The sequence below is a fragment of the Inquilinus sp. 2KB_23 genome, from assembly GCF_052115705.1.
Taxonomy (GTDB): domain Bacteria; phylum Pseudomonadota; class Alphaproteobacteria; order DSM-16000; family Inquilinaceae; genus Inquilinus; species Inquilinus ginsengisoli_A.
On sequence record NZ_JBFRHF010000031.1, the window covers coordinates 36,389 to 59,961 of the forward strand.

The 23,573-nt window shown below is 71.0% G+C and carries 21 protein-coding genes; 4 read left to right on the top strand and 17 right to left on the bottom strand.

Annotation, left to right across the window (positions count from 1 at the left end; all coding sequences use genetic code 11):
• Positions 1 to 137 precede the first annotated feature (137 nt).
• The 5 genes from holA to AB4112_RS30380 all read right to left on the bottom strand — a co-directional run bounded on the left by holA (position 138) and on the right by AB4112_RS30380 (position 6,167).
• A complete protein-coding gene (gene holA, locus AB4112_RS30360) occupies positions 138 to 1,163 on the bottom strand; it encodes a DNA polymerase III subunit delta (protein ID WP_441725107.1) in 1,026 nt (341 codons plus the stop codon).
• Entirely contained in the window at positions 1,160 to 1,672 is a 513-nt protein-coding gene (gene lptE, locus AB4112_RS30365) for an LPS assembly lipoprotein LptE (protein ID WP_309800798.1), read from the bottom strand. The genes holA and lptE overlap by 4 nt, the downstream gene beginning before the upstream one ends.
• The gene (gene leuS, locus AB4112_RS30370; RefSeq protein WP_441725112.1) at positions 1,659 to 4,238 is read right to left on the bottom strand and encodes a leucine--tRNA ligase; all 2,580 of its coding nucleotides are present in this window, start codon (positions 4,236 to 4,238) and stop codon (positions 1,659 to 1,661) included. The genes lptE and leuS overlap by 14 nt, the downstream gene beginning before the upstream one ends.
• A 145-nt stretch (positions 4,239 to 4,383) precedes the next feature.
• A complete protein-coding gene (locus AB4112_RS30375) occupies positions 4,384 to 4,920 on the bottom strand; it encodes a DUF3576 domain-containing protein (RefSeq protein WP_309800795.1) in 537 nt (178 codons plus the stop codon).
• 74 nt (positions 4,921 to 4,994) lie between these two features.
• The gene (locus AB4112_RS30380; RefSeq protein ID WP_309800794.1) at positions 4,995 to 6,167 is read right to left on the bottom strand and encodes a porin; all 1,173 of its coding nucleotides are present in this window, start codon (positions 6,165 to 6,167) and stop codon (positions 4,995 to 4,997) included.
• A gap of 364 nt (positions 6,168 to 6,531) precedes the next feature.
• Between AB4112_RS30380 and AB4112_RS30385 the strand changes: the two genes are divergently transcribed.
• A complete protein-coding gene (locus AB4112_RS30385; protein WP_441725117.1) occupies positions 6,532 to 7,239 on the top strand; it encodes a YggS family pyridoxal phosphate-dependent enzyme in 708 nt (235 codons plus the stop codon).
• On the opposite strand, the gene AB4112_RS30390 is transcribed toward AB4112_RS30385, so the two are convergent.
• On the bottom strand, positions 7,199 to 7,726 hold the full coding sequence (locus tag AB4112_RS30390) for a L,D-transpeptidase family protein (protein ID WP_441725120.1): 528 nt from the start codon (positions 7,724 to 7,726) through the stop codon (positions 7,199 to 7,201). The two genes, AB4112_RS30385 and AB4112_RS30390, sit on opposite strands and share 41 nt — an antisense overlap.
• A gap of 56 nt (positions 7,727 to 7,782) precedes the next feature.
• Here AB4112_RS30390 and AB4112_RS30395 point away from each other — a divergent pair, with 56 nt between their 5' ends.
• The 3 genes from AB4112_RS30395 (at position 7,783) to AB4112_RS30405 (ending at position 10,419) form a co-directional block, all read left to right on the top strand.
• A complete protein-coding gene (locus AB4112_RS30395; RefSeq protein WP_309800789.1) occupies positions 7,783 to 8,484 on the top strand; it encodes a response regulator transcription factor in 702 nt (233 codons plus the stop codon).
• 214 nt (positions 8,485 to 8,698) lie between these two features.
• The gene (locus AB4112_RS30400) at positions 8,699 to 9,532 is read left to right on the top strand and encodes an MBL fold metallo-hydrolase (RefSeq protein WP_309800787.1); all 834 of its coding nucleotides are present in this window, start codon (positions 8,699 to 8,701) and stop codon (positions 9,530 to 9,532) included.
• Positions 9,529 to 10,419 (top strand): class I SAM-dependent methyltransferase, encoded by an 891-nt coding sequence (locus AB4112_RS30405; RefSeq protein WP_441725125.1) that lies wholly within the window; start codon positions 9,529 to 9,531, stop codon positions 10,417 to 10,419. The genes AB4112_RS30400 and AB4112_RS30405 overlap by 4 nt, the downstream gene beginning before the upstream one ends.
• A gap of 110 nt (positions 10,420 to 10,529) precedes the next feature.
• Here the strand turns inward: AB4112_RS30405 and AB4112_RS30410 are convergent, their stop codons facing one another.
• The 11 genes from AB4112_RS30410 to AB4112_RS30460 form a co-directional block, all read right to left on the bottom strand.
• Positions 10,530 to 11,717 carry an ABC transporter permease gene (locus tag AB4112_RS30410; protein WP_309800783.1) on the bottom strand — a complete coding sequence of 396 codons (1,188 nt, stop codon included), beginning with the start codon at positions 11,715 to 11,717 and terminating at the stop codon, positions 10,530 to 10,532.
• Entirely contained in the window at positions 11,714 to 12,712 is a 999-nt protein-coding gene (locus AB4112_RS30415) for an ABC transporter permease (RefSeq protein WP_309800781.1), read from the bottom strand. Before AB4112_RS30415 ends, AB4112_RS30410 begins: the two co-directional genes overlap by 4 nt.
• Positions 12,713 to 12,749: 37 nt before the next feature.
• Positions 12,750 to 14,663: an ABC transporter substrate-binding protein gene (locus AB4112_RS30420; RefSeq protein ID WP_309800778.1), complete on the bottom strand. Its 1,914-nt coding sequence runs from the start codon at positions 14,661 to 14,663 to the stop codon at positions 12,750 to 12,752.
• Positions 14,660 to 16,546: an ABC transporter ATP-binding protein gene (locus AB4112_RS30425; RefSeq protein ID WP_309800777.1), complete on the bottom strand. Its 1,887-nt coding sequence runs from the start codon at positions 16,544 to 16,546 to the stop codon at positions 14,660 to 14,662. Before AB4112_RS30425 ends, AB4112_RS30420 begins: the two co-directional genes overlap by 4 nt.
• Before the next feature lie 19 nt (positions 16,547 to 16,565).
• A complete protein-coding gene (locus AB4112_RS30430; RefSeq protein WP_441725131.1) occupies positions 16,566 to 17,132 on the bottom strand; it encodes a hypothetical protein in 567 nt (188 codons plus the stop codon).
• The gene (locus tag AB4112_RS30435) at positions 17,129 to 17,923 is read right to left on the bottom strand and encodes a polysaccharide deacetylase family protein (protein WP_441725133.1); all 795 of its coding nucleotides are present in this window, start codon (positions 17,921 to 17,923) and stop codon (positions 17,129 to 17,131) included. Before AB4112_RS30435 ends, AB4112_RS30430 begins: the two co-directional genes overlap by 4 nt.
• 125 nt (positions 17,924 to 18,048) lie before the next feature.
• Complete coding sequence (locus AB4112_RS30440) at positions 18,049 to 19,203, bottom strand: glycosyltransferase family protein (protein WP_441725136.1); 1,155 nt, start codon at positions 19,201 to 19,203, stop codon at positions 18,049 to 18,051.
• Complete coding sequence (locus AB4112_RS30445; protein ID WP_441725138.1) at positions 19,200 to 19,784, bottom strand: histidine phosphatase family protein; 585 nt, start codon at positions 19,782 to 19,784, stop codon at positions 19,200 to 19,202. Before AB4112_RS30445 ends, AB4112_RS30440 begins: the two co-directional genes overlap by 4 nt.
• Positions 19,781 to 20,890 (bottom strand): glycosyltransferase family 4 protein, encoded by a 1,110-nt coding sequence (locus tag AB4112_RS30450; protein ID WP_441725141.1) that lies wholly within the window; start codon positions 20,888 to 20,890, stop codon positions 19,781 to 19,783. The genes AB4112_RS30445 and AB4112_RS30450 overlap by 4 nt, the downstream gene beginning before the upstream one ends.
• Positions 20,887 to 22,173, bottom strand: a complete 1,287-nt coding sequence (locus AB4112_RS30455) for a glycosyltransferase family 4 protein (RefSeq protein ID WP_441725144.1) — start codon at positions 22,171 to 22,173, stop codon at positions 20,887 to 20,889. The genes AB4112_RS30450 and AB4112_RS30455 overlap by 4 nt, the downstream gene beginning before the upstream one ends.
• A 21-nt stretch (positions 22,174 to 22,194) precedes the next feature.
• Complete coding sequence (locus AB4112_RS30460) at positions 22,195 to 23,397, bottom strand: glycosyltransferase family protein (RefSeq protein WP_309800762.1); 1,203 nt, start codon at positions 23,395 to 23,397, stop codon at positions 22,195 to 22,197.
• Positions 23,398 to 23,573 lie beyond the last annotated feature (176 nt).

Below are 23,573 nucleotides of genomic sequence, written 5' to 3' on the forward strand. Positions count from 1 at the left end.
TCCTTTGTCATGCCACGGCTTGACCGTGGCATCCAGGGACGGCCAGAACGGCCCTTGGTGGCCCCTGGATTGCCCGGTCAAGCCGGGCAATGACAGGTAAGGGCGGAGAGGCCTTCAACGCAACTAACTGAAATCGTTCAGCTTTTCCGCGCCGCCGCCCGTGCGATCGCCATCAGCGTCGCGGCGCAGACGGTCTCGGGCGGGCGGCCGGTGCGTTTGCATTCGGCTTCGGCGTCGATCAGGCGGCGCAGGGATTCGCCGAGCTGGGCCTGGTTCCAGCGCCGGGCCTGGCCGCGGATCGCCGCCTTGGCCTTGAAGAACACCGGCGGCCGCAGCGCCGCCATCGCCGCGTCCGGCGCGTCGCCGCCGTCGATCATCACCGCCAGCTGGTGCAGCCGCAGGAAGTGGCGCTGCACCGCGCGCAGGATGCCGATCGCCTCGCCGCCCTCCGACAGCAGCTTGGCCAGGGCGCGGTCGACCCCCTCCAGGTCGCCCTCGGCCACCGCCATGGCGAGGTCGTCGAGCGAGCGCTCGGTGGCGTCGCCGATGCTGGCCCGCACCGCCTCCAGGTCGATGCGGCCGCCCTCCCCGGCATAGGCGATCAGCTTCTCGACCTCGCGCCGGGCGATCTGGCGGTCGCCCACCAGCAGCGTCGCCAGCAGATGCTCGGCCTCGCCGTCGACCGCGACCCGGGCATCCGCCAGCTGGCGGTGGATGAAGCGGCCGATCGCCTCCTCATCCGGCATGTAGCAGGCGATGGTGGCGACCGTGTCCGCCCCCTCCCCCAGCTTGCGCAGGGCCGAGCGCGGGGTCAGCTCGTCGGCCTCCAGCACGATCAGGGTGTCGCTCTCGCCGCCCTTCAGCGCGGCCTCCAGCGCCGGCGCCACGGCATCGGTGGCGTCGCGCACCCGCACCAGGCGCCGCCCGCCGGACAGCGACATGGCGAAGACCTCGTCGACCAGCCGGGCCGGGTCGCGCCCGATCTCGGCCGAGGCCAGCTCGGCGACGCGGAACGGGTCGGTCGGCGGGTCGACCACGCCGCGCGCCAGGGTGTCGGCATAGTCGCGCACCGCCCCGGAATCGGGGCCGTACAGCAGCACCGCGCGGATGCCGGGCTCGGGCCGGCGGACGAAGCCGTCGATCCGGTTCGGCGGCAGTTTCACGGGTGGCGGTCGAAATACAGCGCGAGGCGGGTGCGGATGTCCTCGGCAATGGCGTGCAGCGCCCGCTCGCGCGCATCGCGCTCGCCGATCAGGGTGGTGTATTGGTCGGCCAGGATGTTGTAGCTGGTGATCTCGTTGACCGAATCCGAGAAGGCCGGCTGGCCGGTCTTGCGGTCGGTCAGCACGAAGCTGGCGGTCAGCGTCAGGTTCCTGCGGGTCGTGGTCAGGTCGCTGACGATGTTCACGTCCTGCTGGGTCTCGGCCACGCTGACGCCGAGGTCATAGGCCGGCTGGGCCGGCCGGCCCTGCGGATTCAGGGTGCGGATCAGCTCGGTGCGCAGGATCTGGCCGGTCCGGTCGCCGATGACGCCGACACTGATCGTCCCCAGCCGGTCTGACATCGCCGCGCCGACCGAGTTGGTGCCGTAGAGCGGCCGCAGCCCGCAGGCCCCGAGCGCGAGGATCAGCAGCAGCGGCGCTGCGCGTCTAGCCCAGTTAGCCCACGACATTGACGATCCTATTCGGGACGACGATGACCTTGCGGACGGTGCGGCCTTCCAGGGCGCGCGCGACATTGGCGTCGGCCAGGGCGGCGTCCCGCGCCGTCGCCTCGTCCACGTCGCGCGGCAGGATCAGGGTGGCGCGCAGCTTGCCGTTGACCTGGACCGCGACCGTGGCGGTGTTCTCGACCAGCAAGGCGGGATCCGCCTCCGGCCAGGCGGCGTCGGCCAGCAGCCCGTCATGGCCGAGATGCTGCCACAGCGCCTCGCCGATATGCGGCACCATCGGGCCGATCAGGCGGATGATGCCGTCGAACGCCTCGCGCAGCGCCCAGGCCTCGCCCTGCCCTGTCCCCTCAATCTTGCCGACCAGGTTGGTCAGCTCGCGGATGCGGGCCACGGCCTTGTTGAAGTGGAACCGCTCCAGGTCCTCGCCCATGGCGGCGATGGTCCGGTGCAGCGCCCGGCGCAGCCCTTCCGCCGCCGGGCTGAAGCCGTTCGGCACCGGGGTGCCGGCGGCCGGCAGCTCGACCGGGCATTCCGTCACCAGCCGCCACAGCTGCTGCAGGTAGCGCCAGGCGCCTTCGATGCCGGCCTCGGTCCATTCCATGTCCCGGTCCGGCGGGCTGTCGGACAGGATGAACAGCCGGGCGGCATCGGCGCCGTAGGTGTCGATGATGATCTGCGGGTCGACCGTGTTGCGCTTGGACTTCGACATCTTCTCGATGCGGCCGGCCGTGACCGGCCCGCCATCGGACAGCGTCGTCCAGGTGCCCGCCTCGTCGCGCGACACCTCGGTCGGGTACAGCCACGCGCCGTCGCGGTCGCGATAGGTCTGGTGCGTGACCATGCCCTGGGTGAACAGCCCGGCGAAGGGCTCGTCGACCCCGAGATAGCCGCAGCGCTTCAGCGCCCGGGTGAAGAAGCGGGCATACAGCAGGTGCAGCACCGCATGCTCGACGCCGCCGACATACTGGTCGACCGGCAGCAGCCGGTCGACCGCGGCGCGGTCGAAGGCCTGGTCGCTGCGCGGCGAGCAGAAGCGGGCGAAGTACCAGGAGGATTCGAAGAAGGTGTCGAAGGTGTCGGTCTCGCGCACCGCCTTGCCGCCGCAGCTCGGGCAGGCCACATGCTTCCAGGTCGGGTGCCGGTCCAGCGGGTTGCCCGGCTGGTCGAAGGTCACATCCTCCGGCAGGGTCACCGGCAGCTGGTCTTCCGGCACCGGGACGATGCCGCAGGCCTCGCAATGGATGATCGGAATCGGGCAGCCCCAGTAGCGCTGGCGCGACACGCCCCAGTCGCGCAGCCGGTAGCGCACCGTGCCCTCGCCCGCCTTGCGCTGCTGCAGGGCGGCGATGGCGATGTCCTTGGCCTCGGCCACCGTGACCGGCTTCGCCGGCGTCAGCGGGCCGATGTCGTAGTCGAAGACGCCGTCGGCCAGGACCATGGCCTCGGCCAGGGCGGCGCCGTCGGGCCGCGCCTCGCCGGCCGGCCACAGCACCGGGATGATCGGCAGGCCGTAGGCGCGGGCGAAGTCGAAATCGCGCTGGTCATGCGCCGGGCAGCCGAAGATGGCGCCGGTGCCGTATTCCATCAGCACGAAATTGGCGACATAGACCGGCACCGTGATCGTGGGATCCAGCGGATGCACCGCGCGCAGCCCGGTGTCGATGCCGCGCTTCTCCTGGGACTCGATCGCCGCCTCGCTGGTGCCGCTGCGGCGGCATTCGGCCACGAACTCGGCCACCTCGGGGCGGGCGCGGCCGATCTCGTCGGCCAGCGGGTGGTCCGGCGACAGGGCGCAGAAGCTGGCGCCGAACAGCGTGTCCGGCCGGGTGGTGAAGATCTCCAGCCCGTCCTCACGGCCCTGCAGCGGGAAGGTGACGCGGGCGCCGACCGACCGGCCGATCCAGTTTTCCTGCATCAGCCGCACCCGCTCCGGCCAGCGCTCCAGCGTCGGCAGCGCCGCCAGCAGCTCGTCGGCGTATTCGGTGATGCGCAGGAACCACTGGTTCAGCTTGCGGCGCTCGACCAGGGCGCCGGAGCGCCAGCCGCGGCCGTCGATCACCTGCTCGTTGGCCAGCACGGTGTTCTCGACCGGGTCCCAGTTGACCCAGGAGTCCCGCCGGTAGGCCAGGCCCACCTTCAGGAAGTCGAGGAACATCTTCTGTTCGTGGCGGTAGTAGTCGGGATGGCAGGTCGCGATCTCGCGGTCCCAGTCCAGCGACAGGCCCATCGACTGCAGCTGGCCGCGCATCGCCGCGATGTTCTCATAGGTCCAGGCGGCCGGATGGGCGCCGCGCTCGATCGCCGCGTTCTCCGCCGGCAGGCCGAAGGCGTCCCAGCCCATCGGGTGCAGCACGTCGCAGCCCAGCGCGCGGCGGTGCCGGGCCACCACGTCGCCCAGCGTGTAGTTGCGGACATGGCCCATATGGATGCGCCCGGAGGGGTAGGGGAACATCTCCAGCACGTAGTATTTCGGCCGGTCGCCGAGCGTCTCGAGCCGGAAGGTGCCGCGGTCCCGCCACACGGCCTGCCACTGCGCTTCGGTTTCTCGGTGGTTGTAGCGGGACATCTCGATGCTCTGGTGCCGGAAGAGGCCAAAAACGATGCAGCTTTGCCTTGGCCGGGCCAAGGCAAAGCCGCCTAGGCATTTACAAGGAAAGGGCGCCGGGGATCAATCCCGCGGCGCCCTGATTCGAAACGACCTTGCGGCGGGGCTATTGCGGCGTCGAGTTCTCGAGACCGGTGATGCGCAGCTGGCGGGCCTTGGTCAGGATGGTGTCCTCCAACGCTGCCGACATGGTGTTGGGCGCCGGGGCGTCGGACCAGCCGCCCTTGCCCTGGACCTGGCGGAAGACGCTGACCCGCACGCCGTCGGAGCGCAGCTCGCGGCCGAGGATGTAGACGTTCAGCTTGTAGCGTTCGCCCGGGGTGGTGGGGGCCGTGTACCAGTCGGTCACGATGGTGCCGCCGAACGGGTCGGCGCTGGTGATCGGCATGAAGGACACGGTGTCGAGGCTGGCGCGCCACAGGAAGGCGTTCACGCCCAGGATGGCGCCTTCGCCGAGGTCCTTGGACTTGCTGGCGCCGGGGCCGAAGGTCAGCCCGTTCGGGCCGAAGGCGCTCTGGCCGGGTGGAGCGACCTTCTCGCGCCCGGGGCCGATATCCGGGGTTGGGCCCACCTTGATGTCGTCGGAGCAGGCGGCAACGGACAGGACGGCCGTCAGCAGGGCGATCAGGAGTCTCGGCGACATGCGGCACGCCAGATAGAAAAAGGGAGCGGCATCATAGCCGCTCCCTCGTTTTAGGCCAGAGGATTGTCAGCCGATCAGAACGACAGCTGCACACCCGTGCTCAGGACGGTGTTGTCCAGGCTGCTCTTCTGGACCAAGGCGCCCAGCTTGCGGAAGTTCTGACGCTCCCAGGTCAGATCGACCCAGGTGTTCAGGCCCGGCGCGATGTTGTAGACGACCGTGCCGGACACGATGTGGTTGTCCTTCAGGTCGTTGGCGTCGTTGCTGAACGAGCCGGTCAGGTCGTTGTTCTTGTCGGCCCAGGTGTAGGCGTAGCCGAGGCCGAACTCGAACTGGTTCCACTGGTACGCCAAGCTGCCCGCGACGGTGTTGAACGACTTGTCGGTGGCGCCGCCAGCGAAGCCGCTGGAGGTGTTGACCCAGTTCACGCTGCCGGTGATGCCGCCGGAGCCGACCTGGGCGCCGAGGGTGTAGGTCTCGAGATCGAAGTGGCCCGAGCCCGGGGTGTCGTGAATGCCGACGCCGTTGCCGTAGGTCGCGGTGCCGGCGACGATGAGCGACAGGCCGCTGAAGTCGCCGGTGTAGTTGAAGGCACCGGTGACGACGTTCTCGAACAGCGTGGTGCCGTCGTTGGTCAGGTCGTTGATGCCGCCGGGGCCGGAATGGCTCTTGCCGCCGACGACCGGGGTGAAGTCGATGCCGAAGCTGAAGCCGGCGAAGGTCGGCGAGGAGTACTTGATCTTGGTGTCGTTGCCGAGGCCCGAGTGGTAGGTCGGGTCGAGCGACATGAAGTCAGAGCCGCCGTAGCTGTACCGGCCGTCGAGGTTGTCGCCGAAGCTGCCGGCGAGGCCCATGCCCGAGACCACCGAGTCGTGCGCGAAGATGTAGCCGAAGTCGCCGCCCGTGCCCGGCGCGTCGCCGAACACGATCGTGCCGAAGCCGCCCTTGACGTAGACATAGGTACGGTCGGTGTTGACGCCGTCCTTGCGGTTGATCGTGTTCAGACGGATGCGGGCGCCGTATTCCAGGCCCGAATCGGTCACGTTCTTGATGTCGAACTGCAGACGGCCGGTGGAGCCGAAATCATAGTCGCGATCACGGGTGCCGTCCGTGCCCGAGGTGTCCAAAATCGCGGCGGCCTCGAAGCCAACGAAACCGCTGATCTTCACTTCCAGTGCGGCCGAGGCCGGCACCGACGCCATCGCGGCGACGGCGAGCGCCGAACCACCGAGCAGAATCTTCTTCATTTCCAAACCTCCTAACGCGGCCGCAAGGCCGGATGTCCCTTAGATGTCCCCTCGAAGACGACACCACGGCCAGGGCGCGAATGGCGTCGATGTGCAGGTTATACGGGGCAGCCATGCCACCCGACAATCCGCAAGTTGCACAGAAGTCACAAAAGCCAGGAGCTGTGGTCCAATTGCAACAGAGTGATCAGAGGCTTAGAATGCATACCGGATCCGATCTCTCGCGGCGCAGCGAAAGCGGGCACCGCCGGGCGGGTTTCAAGCCCCGGGCCGGCCGTCCCATGCGGTCCGTCCACAGCGGCGCCGGGTCGCAATCCGGCGGCCGGCGTTGCAAAGCAGCATCGTTGTGCTGGATTGTCGCACTATGACGACCATCACACTTGCCGAGAGCATTGCCGCGATCCGCTTGCGGATCGCCGCCGCCGCCCGCGCCGCCGGCCGCGACCCCGCCGCGGTCACCCTCGTCGCCGTCTCCAAGGTCCAGCCGGAGGAGCGGGTCGAGGCCGCGCTGGCCGCCGGCCATCGGGTCTTCGGCGAGAACCGGGTGCAGGAGGCGCAGGCGCGCTGGGCCGAACGGCGGGCGGCGCATCCGGACCTGCAGCTGCGGCTGATCGGCCCGCTGCAGACCAACAAGGCGAAGGACGCGGTGCGGCTGTTCGACGTGATCGAGACGGTCGACCGCCCGAAGCTGGCGCGCAGCCTGGCCGAGGCGATGGCGGCGGCCGGGCGGCGGCTCGACTGCCTGATCCAGGTCAACACCGGCGAGGAGCCGCAGAAGGCCGGGGTGGCGCCAAGCGAGGTCGAGGCCTTCCACCGGCTCTGCGCCGAGGAGTGCGGCCTGTCGATCCGCGGCCTGATGTGCATCCCGCCGGTCGACGAGCCGCCGGCCCTGCATTTCGCCCTGCTCGCCGACCTCGCCGCGCGGCTCGGCCTGCCGGTGCTGAGCATGGGCATGAGCGACGATTTCGAGACGGCGGTGCGCTACGGCGCCACCCATGTCCGGGTCGGCACCGCCCTGTTCGGACTCCGCGTCAGTCCAGAGCGGCCGGCCGATCGGCCGGCGGAGGCCTGACCACCAGCGAATCGCCCGGCGCGGCGGCCGCCAGCAGGTCGACCAGGTCGGCCCGGGCGAGGGCGACGCAGCCCTCGGTCGGGCCCCAGTCCGGCCGCGCCAGGTGGATGAACACGGCGCTGCCCAGCCCGGCGGCCGGCGGGTCGTCGTTGTGGCCGATGACGATCACCAGGTCGTACAGCGCGTCGTCGCGCCACAGCCGCTCGTGCCGGGCCGGGTGGGGCAGGGGGACCGGCCGGTTGTAGGCGGGGTCGGCGGGGTCGTCGCACCAGCCGTCGGCGGGCGCGATGGCCAGGGCGGGCAAGGCGGTGGCCGGGACCGGGCCGCGGTCCGGCCGGTACAGCAGGCGGCGCAGCGCGAACCGGCCGGCCGGGGTGGCGCCGTCGCCCTCGCGCTTGTCCACCCGCACCCCGCCTTTGCCCAGGGCGCAGCGCCGCCGCCCGGCGCCCCAATCGACCCAGCCCTCGGGCGAGACCTCGAAATCCATGTCGCCTCGCTCCATTCCGTCGCCATTGCCGCGCGGCATGTTAGATTGGCCCCGCCATGGCTGACACCCTCTCCGTCATCGCCGATCTCCGGAAGCCGCTGCTGGTCGCCTGCGGCAGCGCTGCGCTGCGCGCGCTGCTCGGCGAGCAGTTCGCGGCGTCGCCGGAGTTCGCCGCGACCGTGGTGGCCGAGGCGGCGGCGGCGCTGGCCGCGGTGGCGGCGGCCGATTTCGCCGCCGCGATCGTCGACGACGCCCTGGCCGACCCGACTCCGGAGACCCTGTGCGCCGGCCTGCGCGCGGCTGGCCTGGCCGGCCCGATCCTGGCGATCGGCGACCGGGCGGAGCCGTTCGCCGAGGCCGATGCGGTGCTGCGCCCGCCGATCCGGATCGGCGTCCTCCTGACCAGCCTGCGGGCCGCCTTGGCGCGGCGCGGCCAGGACCGGCCGGACCCGGATCTCGGGCCCTACCGCTTCGACCCCACCGGGCTGGGCCTGGTGCGCATCTCCGACGGGCGCGAGGTGCGGCTGACCGCCAAGGAGGCGGCGATCCTGCGCCATCTGCGCCGGCAGGACGGCGCCACCGTGTCGCGCGACGCGCTGCTCGATGCGGTGTGGGGCTATGCTTCGGGGGTGACGACGCATACGGTGGAGACCCATATCTATCGCCTGCGCCGCAAGATCGAGCCCGATCCGGCGCGGCCGGCGCTGCTGCTCACCGTGCCGGGCGGCTATGCCCTCGGCGCCGCGGCCGGCCCATGACAGGGAACCCCGGGGCCTGTGACGCCAGGGCCTGTGACGCCAGGGCCTGTGACGGACGACACAGACACAGACGGCTGGACGTGCTCCACCATAAATATGCCGAAAAGACCTTTTCCCTCGACTCGCGAGAGTCGGTGCGCGAGAGTTCCCTCCGCCGGCGTCCTCGGACGTGACGGAGATTTTCCCGCGCGCCGAGAGCCAGACTGACGCGCCGATGGCGAAGACAAGCGACCTGATGCTCCGGTTCTGGGGCGTGCGCGGCAGCATCGCCTGTCCTGCCTCCAGCAACATGCGCTATGGCGGCAACACCAGCTGCATCGAGATCCGGCGGGGCGACGACCTGCTGATCATCGATGGCGGCACCGGCCTGCGCGACCTCGGCCACCGGCTGATGGAGGAGGGGCGGCCGGAGGTCGACGTCTTCTTCACCCACACCCATTGGGACCATGTCTGCGGCGTGCCGTTCTTCAAGCCGGCCTACGTCAAGGGCCGCAAGGTGCGATTCTGGGCCGGTCACCTGAAGCCGCAGAACAAATCGATCTACTCGGTGTTGTGTGAGACGATGATGGCGCCGCTGTTCCCGGTGCCGATCGGCATCTTCCAGGACTGCGAGTATCACGATTTCGACTGCGGCACCCCGATGGAGCCCTTCCCGGGCCTCAAGCTCAACACCTGCTGGCTCAACCACCCGAACCTCGCCTGCGGCTACCGCATCGATGTCGGGGGCAAGAGCATCTGCATCATCACCGACACCGAGCATCGGCCGGACGGGCCGGACCCGGTCATCGTCGATTTCGTTCGCGGGGCCGACATCATGGTGTATGACGCCATGTTCACGGATGAGGAGTATCCGAGATTTGTCGGCTGGGGCCATTCCACCTGGCAGGAGGCGCTGCGCCTCGCCGATGCGGCGGGGGTCGGCCGGGCCGTCCTGTTCCACCACGATCCCAATCACGATGACGCGTTCCTGGACCGGATCGCGGATGCTGCCGACCGTCGGCGTCCCGGAACGCTGGTCGCCCACGAAGGCATGACGTTGCACCCTTGACCACTGTACCTCCTGATTTCGGCCGCCGCCTGCGACGCTGGCGCCTTGGCCTTGCCACGCTGTTCGGCCGCCGGCCGAAGGGCTTCTTCATTCCCTGCAGCTATGCCGACGAGGTGCCGGACACGATCCTGCCCTATGCCGGCTACGAGGCGCTGTTCCGCTCTTCCGAGCCGGTGTTCCAGGCCGTGCTCGACGTCATCGACGGCTATCGCGACGCGCTGCTGGCGATCGGCGAGACCGAGCGCGATTCGCCGCCGCCGCAGCCGCGCTGGTCCCAGGGCTGGTTCGCCCGGCTCGACGCCGCCGCCGCCTATTCCATGGTGCGGGCGCGGCAGCCGGCCCGGATCGTCGAGGTCGGCTCCGGCCATTCCACCCGCTTCATGGTGCGGGCGGCGATCGACGGCGACCTGGCGATGGAATTCACCGCCATCGACCCGGCCCCGCGGGCGGCGATCGACCAGCTCGGCGTCACCCATCTCGAGCAGACGGTGCAGGAGGCGGGGACCGAGCCCTATCGCGACCTCGCCGAGGGCGACATCCTGTTCATCGATTCCAGCCACATCGCCATGCCCGGCACGGATGTGGACTTCCTGGTGAACCAGGTGCTGCCCTGCCTGCCGCCGGGCGTGCTGGTGCATATCCACGACATCTGCCTGCCCGACCCGTACCCGTCGGAATGGGGCTGGCGCGGCTACAACGAGCAGCAGGTGGTGGCGCCGCTGCTGGCCGGGGGCAGTTTCCGGCCGGTCTTCGCCAGCCACTACGTCGCCACCCGCATGACGGCGGCGCTCGAGGCCGGCGTGGTCGGCAAGCTGCCGCTGCGGCCCGGCACGCCCGAGACCAGCCTCTGGCTCGAGAAAACCAGCCCGCCGCTGGCGTATCTGTAGCCAGCTCCTTCCTCGTCATTGCGAGCGTAGCGAAGCAATCCATGGCGCCGCCTGGCATGGATTGCTTCGTCGGCTTCGCCTTCTCGCAATGACGGAAGGGGGCGGCCGCCCTACCGGTAGGGATCCGCGGCGTCGCGCAGGCCGTCGCCGAAGAACTGGAACGCCAGCACCACCACGATCACCGGCACCACCGGCAGCAGCAGCCAGGGGTACAGCGCGACCACGTTGATGTTCTGCGCCTCGTTCAGCAGCACGCCCCAGCTGGTGACCGGGGGCCTGAGGCCGAGGTTGAGGAAGCTCAGCGCGGTCTCGCCCAGGATCATCCCCGGGATGGTCAGGGTGGCCGAGGCGATCAGGTGGCTCATGAAGCTGGGCAGCAGGTGGCGGAAGATGATGCGCCGCGGCTTGGCGCCCATCAGCTGCGCCGCGACGCAGAAATCCTCCTCGCGCAGGGCCAGCAGCTTCGACCGCACCGACCGGGCCAGCCCGGTCCATTCCACCAGGCCGAGGATGATGGTGATGCCCAGGAAGACCAGGATCGGGCTCCAGGTCACCGGCAGCGCCGCCGACAGCGCCATCCACAGCGGCAGCTGCGGGAAGCTCTGGATCACCTCGATCAGCCGGTTCACGACATTGTCGATCCAGCCGCCGTAATAGCCGGCGATGCCGCCGATGACGATGCCGAGCAGGAAGCTGACCGAGACGCCGATCAGGCCGACGGTCAATGAGATCCGGGCGCCGTAGGCGATGCGGCTGAGCATGTCGCGGCCCAGCCGGTCGGTGCCGAGCAGGAAGACGGTGCCGCCCTGGGCCGGGCAGACCAGGTGGAGGTCCGCCTCGAACAGGCCCCAGAACCGGTAGCTGTCGCCCTGGCAGAAGAAGCGCAGGCTCTGCACCTGGGTCTTGTCCTCGGTGTAGACCCGCTTCATCGAATCCATGTCGAGGGAATACTGGTAGCCGTAGACATAGGGGCCGACGAAGCTGCCGTCGTGGAACAGCCGGACCTGCTGCGGCGGCGCGTAGATGTAGCCGGTGTGGCGGCTGTCCAGCGCATAGGGCGCCAGGAACTCGCTGACCAGGATCGAGAGATAGGCCAGCAGCAGCACCAGGCCGGAGATCGCGGCCAGGCGGTGGCGCTTGAGCTTCCACCACATGATCCGCCATTGCGAGGCCAGGAAGTACCGCTCCTGCTGCTTGGTCAGCGGCGCTTCCTGGTAGGGGTCCCAGACGGCGGGGCTGACGTAATGCGTGGGGTCGCGGCCGGGGTCGCGCGGCGGGGGCGCCGGGATGTCGCTCATTTCACCGCGCCCCCCGACAGCCGGATGCGGGGGTCCAGCACCGCCAGCGCCAGGTCCGAGACCAGGGTGCCGATCACGGTCAGCATGGCCAGCCACAGCACGAAGGATCCGGCCAGGTACATGTCCTGGCTCTGCAGCGCCGACAGCAGCAGGGGGCCGGTGGTGGGCAGGTTCAGCACCACCGAGACGATGGTGGCGCCGGAGATCAGGTGCGGCAGGATGTTGCCGATGTCGGCGATGAACGGGTTCAGCGCCATCCGCAGCGGGTATTTCAGCAGCGCCCGGCGCCGCCGCATGCCCTTGGCCAGGGCGGTGACGTAGTACTGCTTCTGCAGCTCGTCCAGCAGGTTGGCGCGCAGCCGCCGGATCATCGCGGCGGTGCCCGAGGTGCCGATCACGATCACCGGCACCCAGAGATGGCCGAGCACCGACACGAACTTGCCCCAGCTCATCGGCTGGTCGAGATACTCCGGGTCCATCAGCCCGCCGATCGAGGTGCCGAACCATTTGTGGGCGAGGTACAGCATGACCAGCGCCAGCAGGAAGTTCGGCGTCGCCAGGCCGAGGAAGCCCAGCAGGGTCAGGCCGTAGTCGCCGATGCTGTACTGGTGGGTCGCCGAATAGATGCCGATCGGGAACGACACCAGCCAGATGAAGATCGTGGTGGCGAAGGTCAGCAGGATGGTCAGGAACATGCGGTCGCCGACCACCGCCGTCACCGGCAGGTTGTACTCGAAGGACCAGCCGAAATCGCCGCGCAGGGCGTTGCCCAGCCAGGACAGGTATTGCAGCAGGAACGGCTGGTCGAGGCCGTAGTTCTCCCGCAGGAACTGCATCTGGTTCGGGTCGAGCGATTCGCCGCGGCTTCTCAGCTCGTTGACCATGGTGGTCAGGTAGTCGCCGGGCGGCAGCTGGATGATGGCGAAGCTGATGAAGCTGATCGCGAGCAGGGTCGGGATCATCACCAGGATGCGGCGGGCGATATAGCTCAGCATCGCGGCGCCACCCTGTGGGTCATGTCCGTCCCCGCCGTCATGGGTCCACCCAGAAGGTGTCGGGGTGGTAGATGCCGAAATGCGCGCCGGGGTCCCAGGACAGGATGGCCTTCTTCGGCACGTTGTGCAGCCGGGTTTTGACCACGACCGGGGCCATCACGCCCTGGACCGTGCCGATCGAGGTCACCTCGTCGGCCTGGATCTTGATCATCTCGCGGATGATAGCGCTGCGGCGGTCGTCGTCGGCGGTGGTCTGCCATTCCCCGTACAGCGCCATCAGCCGCTGCGCGAAGTCGACGTCGGGCCTCTCGCCGGCGGTGCCCTTGGTCTGCACGTACTGCCCCCATTTCGGATACTGCAGCCAGTTCTGGTCCACCGGCGCCAGCTCCGACGGCACCGTGGTCGGGGTCACCAGGGCATTGTCGATGCCCTGCCACACCGACATCACCGCGTCGCCGGAGAACACCCGCTGCAGGAACACGTCACGCTGCGACTGGGTGGTGTAGAGGGCGACGCCGATCTTGGCCCAGCTGTCCTTGATCAGCTGCAGGATGTCGGCCTCGATGCTGCGCTCGCCGGTGCTCTCGACCACGACCTCCAGCCGGCGGCCGTTCGGCATCAGGCGGATGCCGTCGCTGTCCTTGTTGCCTAGCCCGGCCTCGTCCAGCAGGGCGTTGGCCTTGTCGAGGTCGAACTGGGTCCACTCCGTGGCCAGGGCGGCGTCGTAATAGGGCGATTCCGGCAGCACGGTGTTCTGGCTCGGCCGGGCCAGGCCGAAGAACACCACTTGGTTGATCTCATCGCGGTTGATCGCCAGCGACAGGGCCCGGCGGAACCGCACGTCGCGGTTCAGCGCCCGCCAATCCTTGTCGTTGCAGTTCATGTTCGGGTACAGCGCGACCTCGGAGCCCAGCGCCGTCGGCCACAGCCGCACCTTGTACTGGCCGGACTCCTCGCCCGCCTTGAGGAAGCTGATGTTGTCGAAGCGCAGGCCGCGCTGCTGCAGGTCGGCCTCGCCAGCGCCGGCCTTGGCCGGGATCAGCGACCCCTCGGCGACGTTGACGATGACCCGGTCGAGATAGGGCAGCTGCCGGCCCTGGCTGTCGATACGGTGGTAGTAGGGGTTGCGCACGAAGACGAAGCGCTCCGCCGGCGCCCGGGTGGTGTTGATCCAGGGCTCCAGCTCCGGCAGATCCGGATTGGCCGAATCGCCCAGCTTGCTGCGCAGGTTGTACAACGCCACCCAGTTGCGGGTGCCCGACTGCCTGACCAGAGCCTCCAGGGCCTTCGCATCGGCATATTTCTTGTGGAACTGCTTCAGGTAATGCGCCGGCGCGTAGATGTAGAGCGGCGTGGCCCCAGCCAGCCCCGGCAAGAATTCCGGGTTCGGCTTGGACCAGGAATAGCGCACCGTGGCCGCGTCGGGAAATTCGACCTTCGGCATCTCGCCGTCGACGATCAGCCGCGCATCCGGGCCGTAGGGCATCAGGTCCTTGTTCAGCTCCACGTCCTGCCAGGAAAAGCGGAAGTCGTCGCTGGTGAAGGGCTGGCCGTCCGACCATCTGTGGCCCGGCCGCAGATGCAGGGTGAAGGTCTTCTCGCCCTCGACGTCGATCGACTGCAGAATGTCCGGATACAGCTTGAAGTCGGTGCCGTAGCCGACCAGCCGGGCGTAGCTGTAGGTGTTCATGATGCGGATGTCGCGGGCCCGGCCGACCAACCAGGCGATCTCGCCGCCGGACCGGCCCGGCTCCTTGTTCTCCGCCGCCATGTCGACCACCGACGGCACCTGCGGCAGGCGCTGGGCGATCGGCGGCAGCTTGCCCTGGGCCACCGCCTGTTCGTAGATCGGCGTCTCGACCAGCGCCGGCAGCGCGCCGGCCGCCGCCGGGGCGGCTGCGGACAGCAGGGGGGCCAGAAGGACCGCGAGGGCTCCGAGGGTCCGGATCATGAGGCCAGTTCCAACGCAATGTCCTCGGTGGCCCGCACGAAATGGCCTTTGCCGATCTCGACCAGCCGGCTCGGCGTGTCGGGCCGCAGGGTGAAGGGGGCCGGCCAGGCCGCGGGGTCGGAGGCGCGGCCGTCCATCAGCGCGGCGAAGTCCAGGCGCCGCGTCGGGTCCGGCGCCGGCACCGCCGCCAGCAGCGCGCGGGTGTAGGGGTGGGTCGGCCGGGCGAACAGGTCGGCCCGCGGCGCGGTCTCGACCACCCGGCCGCGGCACATCACCATGATCCGGTCGGCGATGTAGTCGATCACCGCCAGGTTGTGGCTGATGAACAGGTAGGTCAGGCCCAGCCGGTCCTTGAGGTCCTTCAGCAGGTTCAGGATCTGGGCCTGGATCGAGACGTCCAGCGCCGAGACCGGTTCGTCGCAGATCACCAGGTCCGGCTTCAGCGCCAGGGCCCGGGCGATGCCGATGCGCTGGCGCTGGCCGCCGGAGAAGCTGTGCGGATAGCGCTGGAGGTAGCGGACGTCGAGTCCGACCAGGGTCATCAGCTCCTTGGCGATCGCCTTGCGCTCGGCCATCGAGCCCATGCCGTGGATGGTCAGCGGCTCGGTCAGGATGTCGAACACCGTCATCCGCGGGTTCAGCGAGCTGAACGGGTCCTGGAAGATGAACTGCATGCGCGGGCGGAAGGCCTTGAGATCCTCGCCCTCCAGCGCGCCGACGTCGACCGGCTTGCCGTGGTCGTTGAAGCGGATGGTGCCTTCGTCCGGCGTCAGGGCCCGCATCAGGATCTTCGACAGCGTGGTCTTGCCGCAGCCGGATTCGCCGACCAGGCCCAGGCATTCGCCGCGGCGGATGGTGAAGGAGACGTCGTCGACCGCCTTGATGGTCTCGGCCGGGCCGCCGCCGAACAGGCCGCTGTTGCGGATGGCGAAGGATTTGGTGATGTGCTCGACCTTCAGCAGCGGCCCGGCCGCCTCCGCCGCCGGGGTCCACACCCGCTTGCGTGCCGCCAGCATGTGGCCGTCGCCCTGCGCGATCTCGCGGATCGGCGTCAGCCGCTCCAGCCCCATGTCGAAGCGGGGCACGGCGCGCAGCAGGGCCTTGAGGTAAGGGTGGCCGGGATTGGCGAAGATCGCCTCCAGCGGGCCGGATTCCATGACCTCGCCGCGGTACAGCACCACCACCTCGTCGGCGATGTTGGCGACGATGCCGAGGTCGTGGGTGATGATCAGGATCGCCATGTCCAGTTCGGACTGCAGGTCCAGCATCAGCTTCAGGATCTGCGCCTGGATGGTGACATCAAGCGCCGTGGTCGGCTCGTCGGCGATCAGCAGGGCGGGGCGGCAGACCAGGGCCATCGCGATCATGGCGCGTTGGCGCAAGCCCCCCGACAGCTCGAAGGGATAGGTCCGCAGCGCCCGGGCCGGGTTGGGGAAGCCGACCAGGCGCAGCATCTCGCGGGCCAGGTCGCGGGCCTCGGCCGGGCCGGCCGGCCGGTGCAGCCGCACCGCCTCGACGATCTGGTTGCCGATGGTGTGCAGCGGCGACAGCGAGGTCATCGGCTCCTGGAAGATCATCGAGATCCGGCCGCCGCGGATGGCGCGGTAGTCGGGGCTCTCGATCGCCAGCTTGGCCAGGTCGACGACGGTGCCGGGCTTGTCGGGGTCGGAGAACAGGATCTGCCCGCCGGTGACGCGGCCGTTGCTGGGCAGGATGCCCATCACCGCCTGCGACAGCACCGACTTGCCCGAGCCGCTCTCGCCCACCACGGCGACGGTCTTGCCCGCCGGCACCCGCATCGACACGCCGCGCAGCGCCTCCAGCATGCCGCCGGGCACGGCGAAGCCGATGCGCAGGTCCTTGAGGCGGAGGATATCGGTCATCGGTGCCGGCCCCGCCTCTTCACTCTTCGGGCCCATCGGCGGCGGTTCCGCTCGCAGCGGGCCCATTGACCGTCGGGCGCACGCCCCAGCGCTCGGCCAGGCCGGCGCTGGGGGCGACGACACCCAGCGACATCAGGTTGGCCTGGCTGGAATCGTCGATCGCCAGCCCCTTGGCCAGCGCCGCGTCATGGGCGGCGGAGGCGATCTCGTCGAAGCCGGAGATGCTGGATTCGATCTTCAGCCGCCGGCCGCCGCCGCGCAGCTCCAGCTGCATCCAGCCGTGCTGCCGGTCGCGCCGGACCGAGAAGTAGCGCATCCGGAAGCTGGTCAGGTCGCGCCACAGGATGCGGGTGCCGAGCGGCCCGTGGGCGACGATGCCCTGGTCGTCGGCCTCGATCAGGCTGCGGTGGCGCAGCCAGGTGCGGGCGAGGAAGGCCAGGAAGATCAGCGCCGCGGCGGCGAAGGCCGTGGTCACGATCCAGTGCATCGGCAGCGCGACCAGCGGGCCCGCGGTCAGCACCAGCCCGACCGCGCCGCGGCCGTAGTCGCCGGCCAGCTCGGACATGGCGTAGCGGTGGGCGGTCATGGCCGGGCTCCGAACAGGGCATCGGGATCGGGCCACGCCGCGGCCGGGTGGCGGCCGAGGGCGCTGAGCAGGGCGTCGAGGAAGATCCAGCCCTCCGGGTCGTGCACCAGGTGGTGGGTCAGCAGGCCGGTCGGCTCGTCCGGGTCGGCGCCGCCGGTGCGGCGTTCGGCCAGGTGCTGCAGGATCGGCGCCAGCACCCGGTCGACGCCGGCGAAGCCGCGGCCGCCGCGCCAGTCGATCGGGTCGGCATGGGTGTTCAGCCGCGCCGGGCCGGCCCCGGCCTCGCGCCGGCCGAAGCCTGACAGCACGGTCAGCCCGGCCTCGCCCAGCCGGGCGCTCAGGCTTGGGCCGATGCGGTTCCAGGGCGGCGCCAGCGCCGGGCGGAAGCGGTCGCCGAACAGGGATGCCAGCCGGGTCCGGCCGGCGATCAGCTCGGCCAGGACCGCCTCGGCCGGCCGATGGTCGCCCAGCTCGGCGGTTTTCTCGCCGGCGGGGGCGTGCGACCGGTGCGCCCAGCCATGCTGGATCACCACGGCGGGTGTCCTGGCCAGGCGCGCGGCCAGCGCCGGGGTGGCCTCGGCGGGGATGACGGCAAGGGCGACCCAGCGGTCATGGCGCGCGGCCAGGGCCAGCAGCCGGTCCAGTTCCGGGCTCGGCGCCACCGCATCGTCGTCGCGCCACCAGAAGCTGGCCCGGCGGCCGAGTGCGGACCAGCGGTCCAGCTCGGCGCGCAGGTCCGTCCAGGGGTCGTTGGCGGCGGGCGGGGCAGGGGGTTCCAAGGGCACGGGCATCGACAGGGAAGGTCCGGGCGAAAGCGGCACTATAGCCGCAGGGCGCGGCCGGGCGGCAAGCCCTCCGCCGTCACAGCCCGGGGAAAGCCCGGATCTTTCGGCCGATGCGCACGCCCCGGTTCCGCTCATGCGGCGCTCCGCTTTCCCGCCGCGGCGTCGCGCAGCAGGCGGGCGGCGGCCTGGGCGCCGTCCAGCGCCAGGGTGGCGCGCGGTGGCGGAGGTGCTGCGACCGCGTCGTCCACCGCGCGGGCCAGCCGCTCCGATGTCAGTCCCTGTTCCGGCACCACCAGGCAATGGCCGCGGGCGGCGAGAAGTTCCGCCCGGCGGGTCTGCTCGGTCTCGCCTTCCGCGGCGAAGGGCACGAAGACGGCGCGGCAGCCGGCCCGCATCACGTCCATCACGGTGTTGTAGCCGGCCTGGCTGATCGACAGCCGGCAGCGCGCCAGCAGGCTCGGGAAGTCCGGCCGGGCCGGTTCGACCACGACCCCGTCGGGCGCCACGGCGGCCAGCTCGGCCATGGTCCCGGCGGGCAGGTCGGGGCCGGCCAGCAGGCGCCAGCGGGCGTCGCGCTGGGCCGAGATCGCCCGGGCGGCCAGGGCGGCGCGCAGCAGCTCGGCGCCGACCGCGCCGCCGCCGACCGAGACCACGATCTCGTCGACGCCGTCGCCCGGCGGCGCCTCGCGGGTCGGCCGGGCGCCGACATAGCCGGTGTAGCGGATCAGGTCGGCGATGCGCGGCGCCGGCGGGAAGCTGGCCTCGAACGGGATCACCGCGGGGTCGCCATGCACCAGCACCAGGTCGAACAGGGCGCGGGCGGTGTCGGCCATGCCCTCGACCTTGGCCGGGTCGTTCTTGTCGACCAGGATGTCGCGGACCGAACTGGCGACCAGCGGCCGCGGCACGGCGCGGCGGGCGATCTCCAGCAGCGGCACCAGCTCGAAGGCGAAGGCGCGGCGGCCGAAGGGGAAGGTCTCGACCAGCAGGATGTCGGGCCGCACCCGGGCGTGCAGCGCCAGCAGCTCGGCGGCGCGGCGCTTCTTCCAGCCGGTGTCGATCGGCCGGTCCTCGGCGTCCAGCAGGGTGCGGAAGCCGGTGTCGGCCGACCGCACCGGCGGCAGCGGCACCACCTCGGCGCCGCCCCAGTCGGTGCCGGGCACGGCAAAGCCGCCCTGGGCCACGGTCACGGCGAAGCCGGCCTCGACCAGGGCACGGGTGATCGCCGCGGCGCGCCGGACATGGCCGATGCCGAGCAGATGCTGGACGTGGAACAGAAGCTTCATGCCGCCAAAGATATGTTCAGCCGGTCGATCACCGGCGCCCCTGTGCCCTCAAGCCGAAACAAGTGTCCGCAGCCCCACTGCAACCCATCCGGCGCATCGGAGATCATGGTCCATCCGGCGGCCCAGGCATAGAGCGCGAGGATGACGCCGCGATGACAGACGGCGATGGTATCCCGCCCCGTGGCGGCACGCCGCAGCAGCAGCGGCGCCAGCCGGTCCTGGACCTCGCGGTAGGACTCGCCGCCGGGGGCGCGGAAGTCGACGCCCAGGGCCTCGCGCTCGGCCAGCTCCGCCGGGTCGATCCGGCTTTTGTCGGACAGGCGCAGGCCCTCCCACTCGCCCCAGTCCAGCTCGGTCAGCGCCGGCTCCGGCTCCGGGTCCAGGCCCAGCAGCCGGGCGGTCTCCAGCGCCCGGGCCAGCGGGCTGGCCAGCACGTCCCAGCCGGCCGCCCAGCCGGGCAGGCGCCACTGCGCCACCGCCGCGCGGCCGGCCTCCGACAGCGGGATGTCGGCATGGCCCTGGATGCGGCGCTGCGCGTTCCATTCGGTTGGCCCGTGGCGCAGGACGAGGAGGCGGGTCATGGCGTCACCTCGCGCCCGGTCACCTCGTGCAGCGTGCGGTCCAGGATTGCGGCGGCCTGGGCGATATCGTGACCGGCCACGGCGTTGACGCGGGCAGCGTCGCCCATCGCCCGGCGCCGGGCCGGGTCGTCGAGCAGGGCGGCGACGGCGGCGGCGAAGCCGGCCTCGTCGCCGGCGGGGGCCAAGAGGCCGGTCTCGCCGTCGCGCACGATCGCGGCCACGCCGCCATCGGCGCCCCCGGCTGCCCCGGCCACCACCGGCAGCCCGGCGGCCTGGGCTTCCAAGAGCGCCATGCCGAAGGCCTCGTTGACCGCCGGCCACACCAGCAGGTCGGCCTCGGCCAGGGCGGCGGGCATCGCCTCGGGCGGCAGCGCCCCGCGGAAGCGGGTGCGGGCGGGGTCGAACAGCGGCTCGATCTGCGGCCGCGCCGGTCCGTCCCCGATCACGGTCAGGGTCCAGGGGCGGTCCTGCAGGCGGCGCAGCGCCCCGGCCAGCAGGGCATAGGACCGGGCCTTGTCGCCCTCCCGCATCATGCCGACGGCCAGCAGCCGCGGCGGCTCGGCCGGCTGCCGCGTGATCGAGGCGAAGGGCGTGGTGTCGAGGAAGGGCGGCAGCCGCACGATCCGCCCGGCCGGCGCCAGGGCCTGCAGCCCGGCGGYGTCCCGGGCGCTGAAGGTCAGCAGCGCCGCGGCCTGGCGGATCGCCGCCGCCGCCGCCCGGTGCCCGGCCGCCCAGGCCCCCTCGGCGCGGCGCGGCGCATGCGAGGCCTCGGCGGCGACATAGGGGATGCCGAGCGCGACCGCCACCGGCGGGCCCAGCCAGTCCGGCGCCTTGTGGTAGAGGTGGTAGGTGAACCAGACATCGGGCCGGTCCGCCGCCGCGCGCCAGCGCCGGACCAGGGCCTCGGCGATGCGGCCGCCCAGCGCCTGGATCCGCGCCGGCCGGGCCGGGTCCAGCCCCGGATCCCAGCTGCGCAGCCGGCTGGCGATGCGGACCTCGTGCCCGCCGCGCCGCAGCGCCTCGATCAGCAGCCGTGCCACGCGCCGGTCGCCCGAGGGCACCGGGTGCCCCGGCGGCTTCATCGGCGCGTAGAAGGCGACCCTCATCCGGAGGCGGCGGCCGGCGCCGGCAGGCCGAAGCGGCGGGCCAGCTTGGCCAGGCCGACGGCGAAGCCGAAATCACGGCGCACCCGGGCGGCGCCGGCGGCGCCCAGCCGGGCGCGGCGGGCGGGGTCGGCGATCAGCCCGGCCAGGGCGTCGGCCGCCGCCGGCACGTCGTCGGGCGGCACCAGCACCCCGGTCTCGCGGTCGCGGATCAGCTCCGGGATCGCCGAGACGGCGCTGGCCAGGCAGCACAGGCCGGTGGCCTGGGCCTCCATCAGCACATTGGGCAGACCGTCGCGGTCGCCATCCTCGGCGATCCGCGCGGTCAGCACGAACAGGTCGGAGTCGAGCAGCGCGGCCAGCACCGAATCCTGGGTCAGGGCGCCGCGCCATTCGATCCGGTCGGCCAGGTGCAGCCGCGCCGCCTGGGCCTTGAGGTCGACCAGCAGCGCGCCACCGCCGATATGGGTCCAGCGCCAGGCCAGGCCGGCCGGCAGGGCGGCGAAGGCGTCGAGCAGCCGGTCGAAGCCCTTCTTCTCGACGGCGCGGCCGACCGAAATCAGCCGCACCGGGTCGGCCGGGTCGCGCCCGTCACGCCGCGGCCGGGCGATCGGATCGGGGAAGCGGGCGAAGTCCAGGCCGTGATGCACCAGCGACACGCGGCCGGTCTCGGGCGCCAGCCCGGTGAGATAGCTGTGGTTCACCGCGGTGCAGGTCGCCGCCCAGCGGGCCTCGGCCAGCTTCTCCCGCAGCTCCCATTCCGGCGTGGTCCAGATGTCCTTGGCGTGGGCCGAGACGCTCCAGGGCAGGCCGCGGATCAGCGCGGCGTAGCGGCCGACCGAGGCCGGGGTGTGGAGGTAATGGACGTAGATCCAGCTGGTCTCCGGCGGCAGCTCGCGCGCCAGCACGCAGGCCTGGCCGAAGCGGCGCCAGCGGTTCGGGGTCGGGTCGCGCCGCAGGTCGCGGCGGAAGGCGGCGTAGGCGGCGGCGTAGCCGGGCTGGGCGCGGGCCCAGTCGCGCGCCGCCGCCACCCGCTCCGGCTCGTCATGCAGGTATTCCGGCAGGTACAGCACCGGCGCGGTGATCTGGCGGTTCAGCTCATGCACCAGCGTGTCGGTCGGGTGGCGCAGCGACACGATCAGCTGGCGCTGGCCCAGCTGCTGCAGCCCCAGGATCTCCTGCGCGATGAAGGTCTCCGACAGCCGGGGATAGCCCTTCACCACGATGGCCGTCAGGCCGCGCCCCGCCGGCGCGGTCGGGCCGCGCCCGGCCGGTTCACTCTGCATCCGCTCGATCATGCTGTGGACTCAGGCGCTCTGCCGGATCGAGGAGGACGGGGCGATCGCGGCCATCGCCAGCCGGTCGACGACGTCGAGCCCGTCGAGCAGGCCGGGCGGGAACCGGGTCGAGGGCAAGGGCTGGTCGGGCAACGCGCGCAAGGCCCGCACCATCACCGCCGGATCGCCGGGCCCGTCCTGGTCGAGCATGCTGACCAGGCCCAGCTCGGCGGCGCGCTCGGCCCGGATGTGCTGCTCCAGCCGCGGCCGCACCCGGGGCACCAGCAGCGCCCGTTTGTCGAAGGACAGGATCTCGCAGAAGGTGTTGTAGCCGCCCATGGCGACGACGCCGGCGGCGCGGGTCATCAGGTTCTCGATATGGGCGTCGAAGGTGATGACCGTGACGTCGCCCAGCTTGGCGGCGCGGGCCATGAACTCAGCCTGGCGCTCGCGCTGCATGAAGGGGCCCAGCACGATCAGCGCGCCGCAGGGCATGGTGCGGTCCAGCTCGTAGGCCGACAGCACCCAGTCCACCAGATCCTCGCCGTCGCCGCCACCGCCGGGGGTGACCAGGATGTAGGGGTCGCGCAGCAGCGGGAGGTCGGCCGGCATGTTGGTCGGCGCCCGCCGCCTGAGATAGCCGGTGTAGGTCATCCGGGCCCGCACCGAATCGGGCAGCTCGATCTCCTCCAGCGGGTCGCAGATCTCCGGCAGGCCGTAGATCCAGATGTGGTCGTACAGGCTCTCCAGCGCGGGGACGACGTTCTTGCGCTCCCATTCCGGGGCCAGCAGCGACGGCTCGTCCATCACGTCGCGCAGGCCCAGCACGGTGCGGGCGCCGCGGTCGCGCAGCATCTCCAGCGTCTGCTTGACCTCGCCGCGCAGGCCCAGCGGCTCCTTGTCGACGATGAACAGGTCGGGGTCGAAGATCGCCGCGGTGTGCTCGATGATCGAGGCGCGCATCGCCAGCGTCTCCTCGATGTCGATGTGCAGCGACAGCGAGGTGTAGTCGCCGTTGCGCAGCTTGATCACCCCGGGGATGCGGACGAAGTCGACCCGGCTGCGGAAATCGAAGCTGCCGATGATCGGCGATCCCGACAGGATCAGCACCGACAGGTCGCTGTGCCGCGCCACCAGGGAATGGGCGATGGTGCGGCACCGGCGCAGGTGTCCGAGGCCGAAGCTGTCATGGCTGTAGATCAGGATACGGGCCTGAGCGGTGCGCTTCGCCATGCAAGCCTTGTCGCGTGGGGACCCGGAGCGGGCCGGCACGGGCGGCCCCTGCCGCCCCGCGCGCCTTTTAACACGAAGCTTTCCGGCCCGTCACCCGCGACGCCGTCGCAGGGGCGGGATTGGTGGAGGCGGGATGGCGGGCGGCGCGCATGCCGCCGACCATGACGGTGCGAGGG

Coding starts and splice junctions, on each gene's coding strand:
- lptE (WP_309800798.1), bottom strand. CDS start 1,672: ATGTCGTGGGCTAACTGGGCTAGACGCGCAGCGCCGCTGCTGCTGATC.
- leuS (WP_441725112.1), bottom strand. CDS start 4,238: ATGTCCCGCTACAACCACCGAGAAACCGAAGCGCAGTGGCAGGCCGTG.
- AB4112_RS30375 (WP_309800795.1), bottom strand. CDS start 4,920: ATGTCGCCGAGACTCCTGATCGCCCTGCTGACGGCCGTCCTGTCCGTT.
- AB4112_RS30380 (WP_309800794.1), bottom strand. CDS start 6,167: ATGAAGAAGATTCTGCTCGGTGGTTCGGCGCTCGCCGTCGCCGCGATG.
- AB4112_RS30385 (WP_441725117.1), top strand. CDS start 6,532: ATGACGACCATCACACTTGCCGAGAGCATTGCCGCGATCCGCTTGCGG.
- AB4112_RS30390 (WP_441725120.1), bottom strand. CDS start 7,726: ATGGATTTCGAGGTCTCGCCCGAGGGCTGGGTCGATTGGGGCGCCGGG.
- AB4112_RS30395 (WP_309800789.1), top strand. CDS start 7,783: ATGGCTGACACCCTCTCCGTCATCGCCGATCTCCGGAAGCCGCTGCTG.
- AB4112_RS30400 (WP_309800787.1), top strand. CDS start 8,699: ATGGCGAAGACAAGCGACCTGATGCTCCGGTTCTGGGGCGTGCGCGGC.
- AB4112_RS30410 (WP_309800783.1), bottom strand. CDS start 11,717: ATGAGCGACATCCCGGCGCCCCCGCCGCGCGACCCCGGCCGCGACCCC.
- AB4112_RS30415 (WP_309800781.1), bottom strand. CDS start 12,712: ATGCTGAGCTATATCGCCCGCCGCATCCTGGTGATGATCCCGACCCTG.
- AB4112_RS30420 (WP_309800778.1), bottom strand. CDS start 14,663: ATGATCCGGACCCTCGGAGCCCTCGCGGTCCTTCTGGCCCCCCTGCTG.
- AB4112_RS30425 (WP_309800777.1), bottom strand. CDS start 16,546: ATGACCGATATCCTCCGCCTCAAGGACCTGCGCATCGGCTTCGCCGTG.
- AB4112_RS30430 (WP_441725131.1), bottom strand. CDS start 17,132: ATGACCGCCCACCGCTACGCCATGTCCGAGCTGGCCGGCGACTACGGC.
- AB4112_RS30435 (WP_441725133.1), bottom strand. CDS start 17,923: ATGCCCGTGCCCTTGGAACCCCCTGCCCCGCCCGCCGCCAACGACCCC.
- AB4112_RS30440 (WP_441725136.1), bottom strand. CDS start 19,203: ATGAAGCTTCTGTTCCACGTCCAGCATCTGCTCGGCATCGGCCATGTC.
- AB4112_RS30445 (WP_441725138.1), bottom strand. CDS start 19,784: ATGACCCGCCTCCTCGTCCTGCGCCACGGGCCAACCGAATGGAACGCG.
- AB4112_RS30455 (WP_441725144.1), bottom strand. CDS start 22,173: ATGCAGAGTGAACCGGCCGGGCGCGGCCCGACCGCGCCGGCGGGGCGC.
- AB4112_RS30460 (WP_309800762.1), bottom strand. CDS start 23,397: ATGGCGAAGCGCACCGCTCAGGCCCGTATCCTGATCTACAGCCATGAC.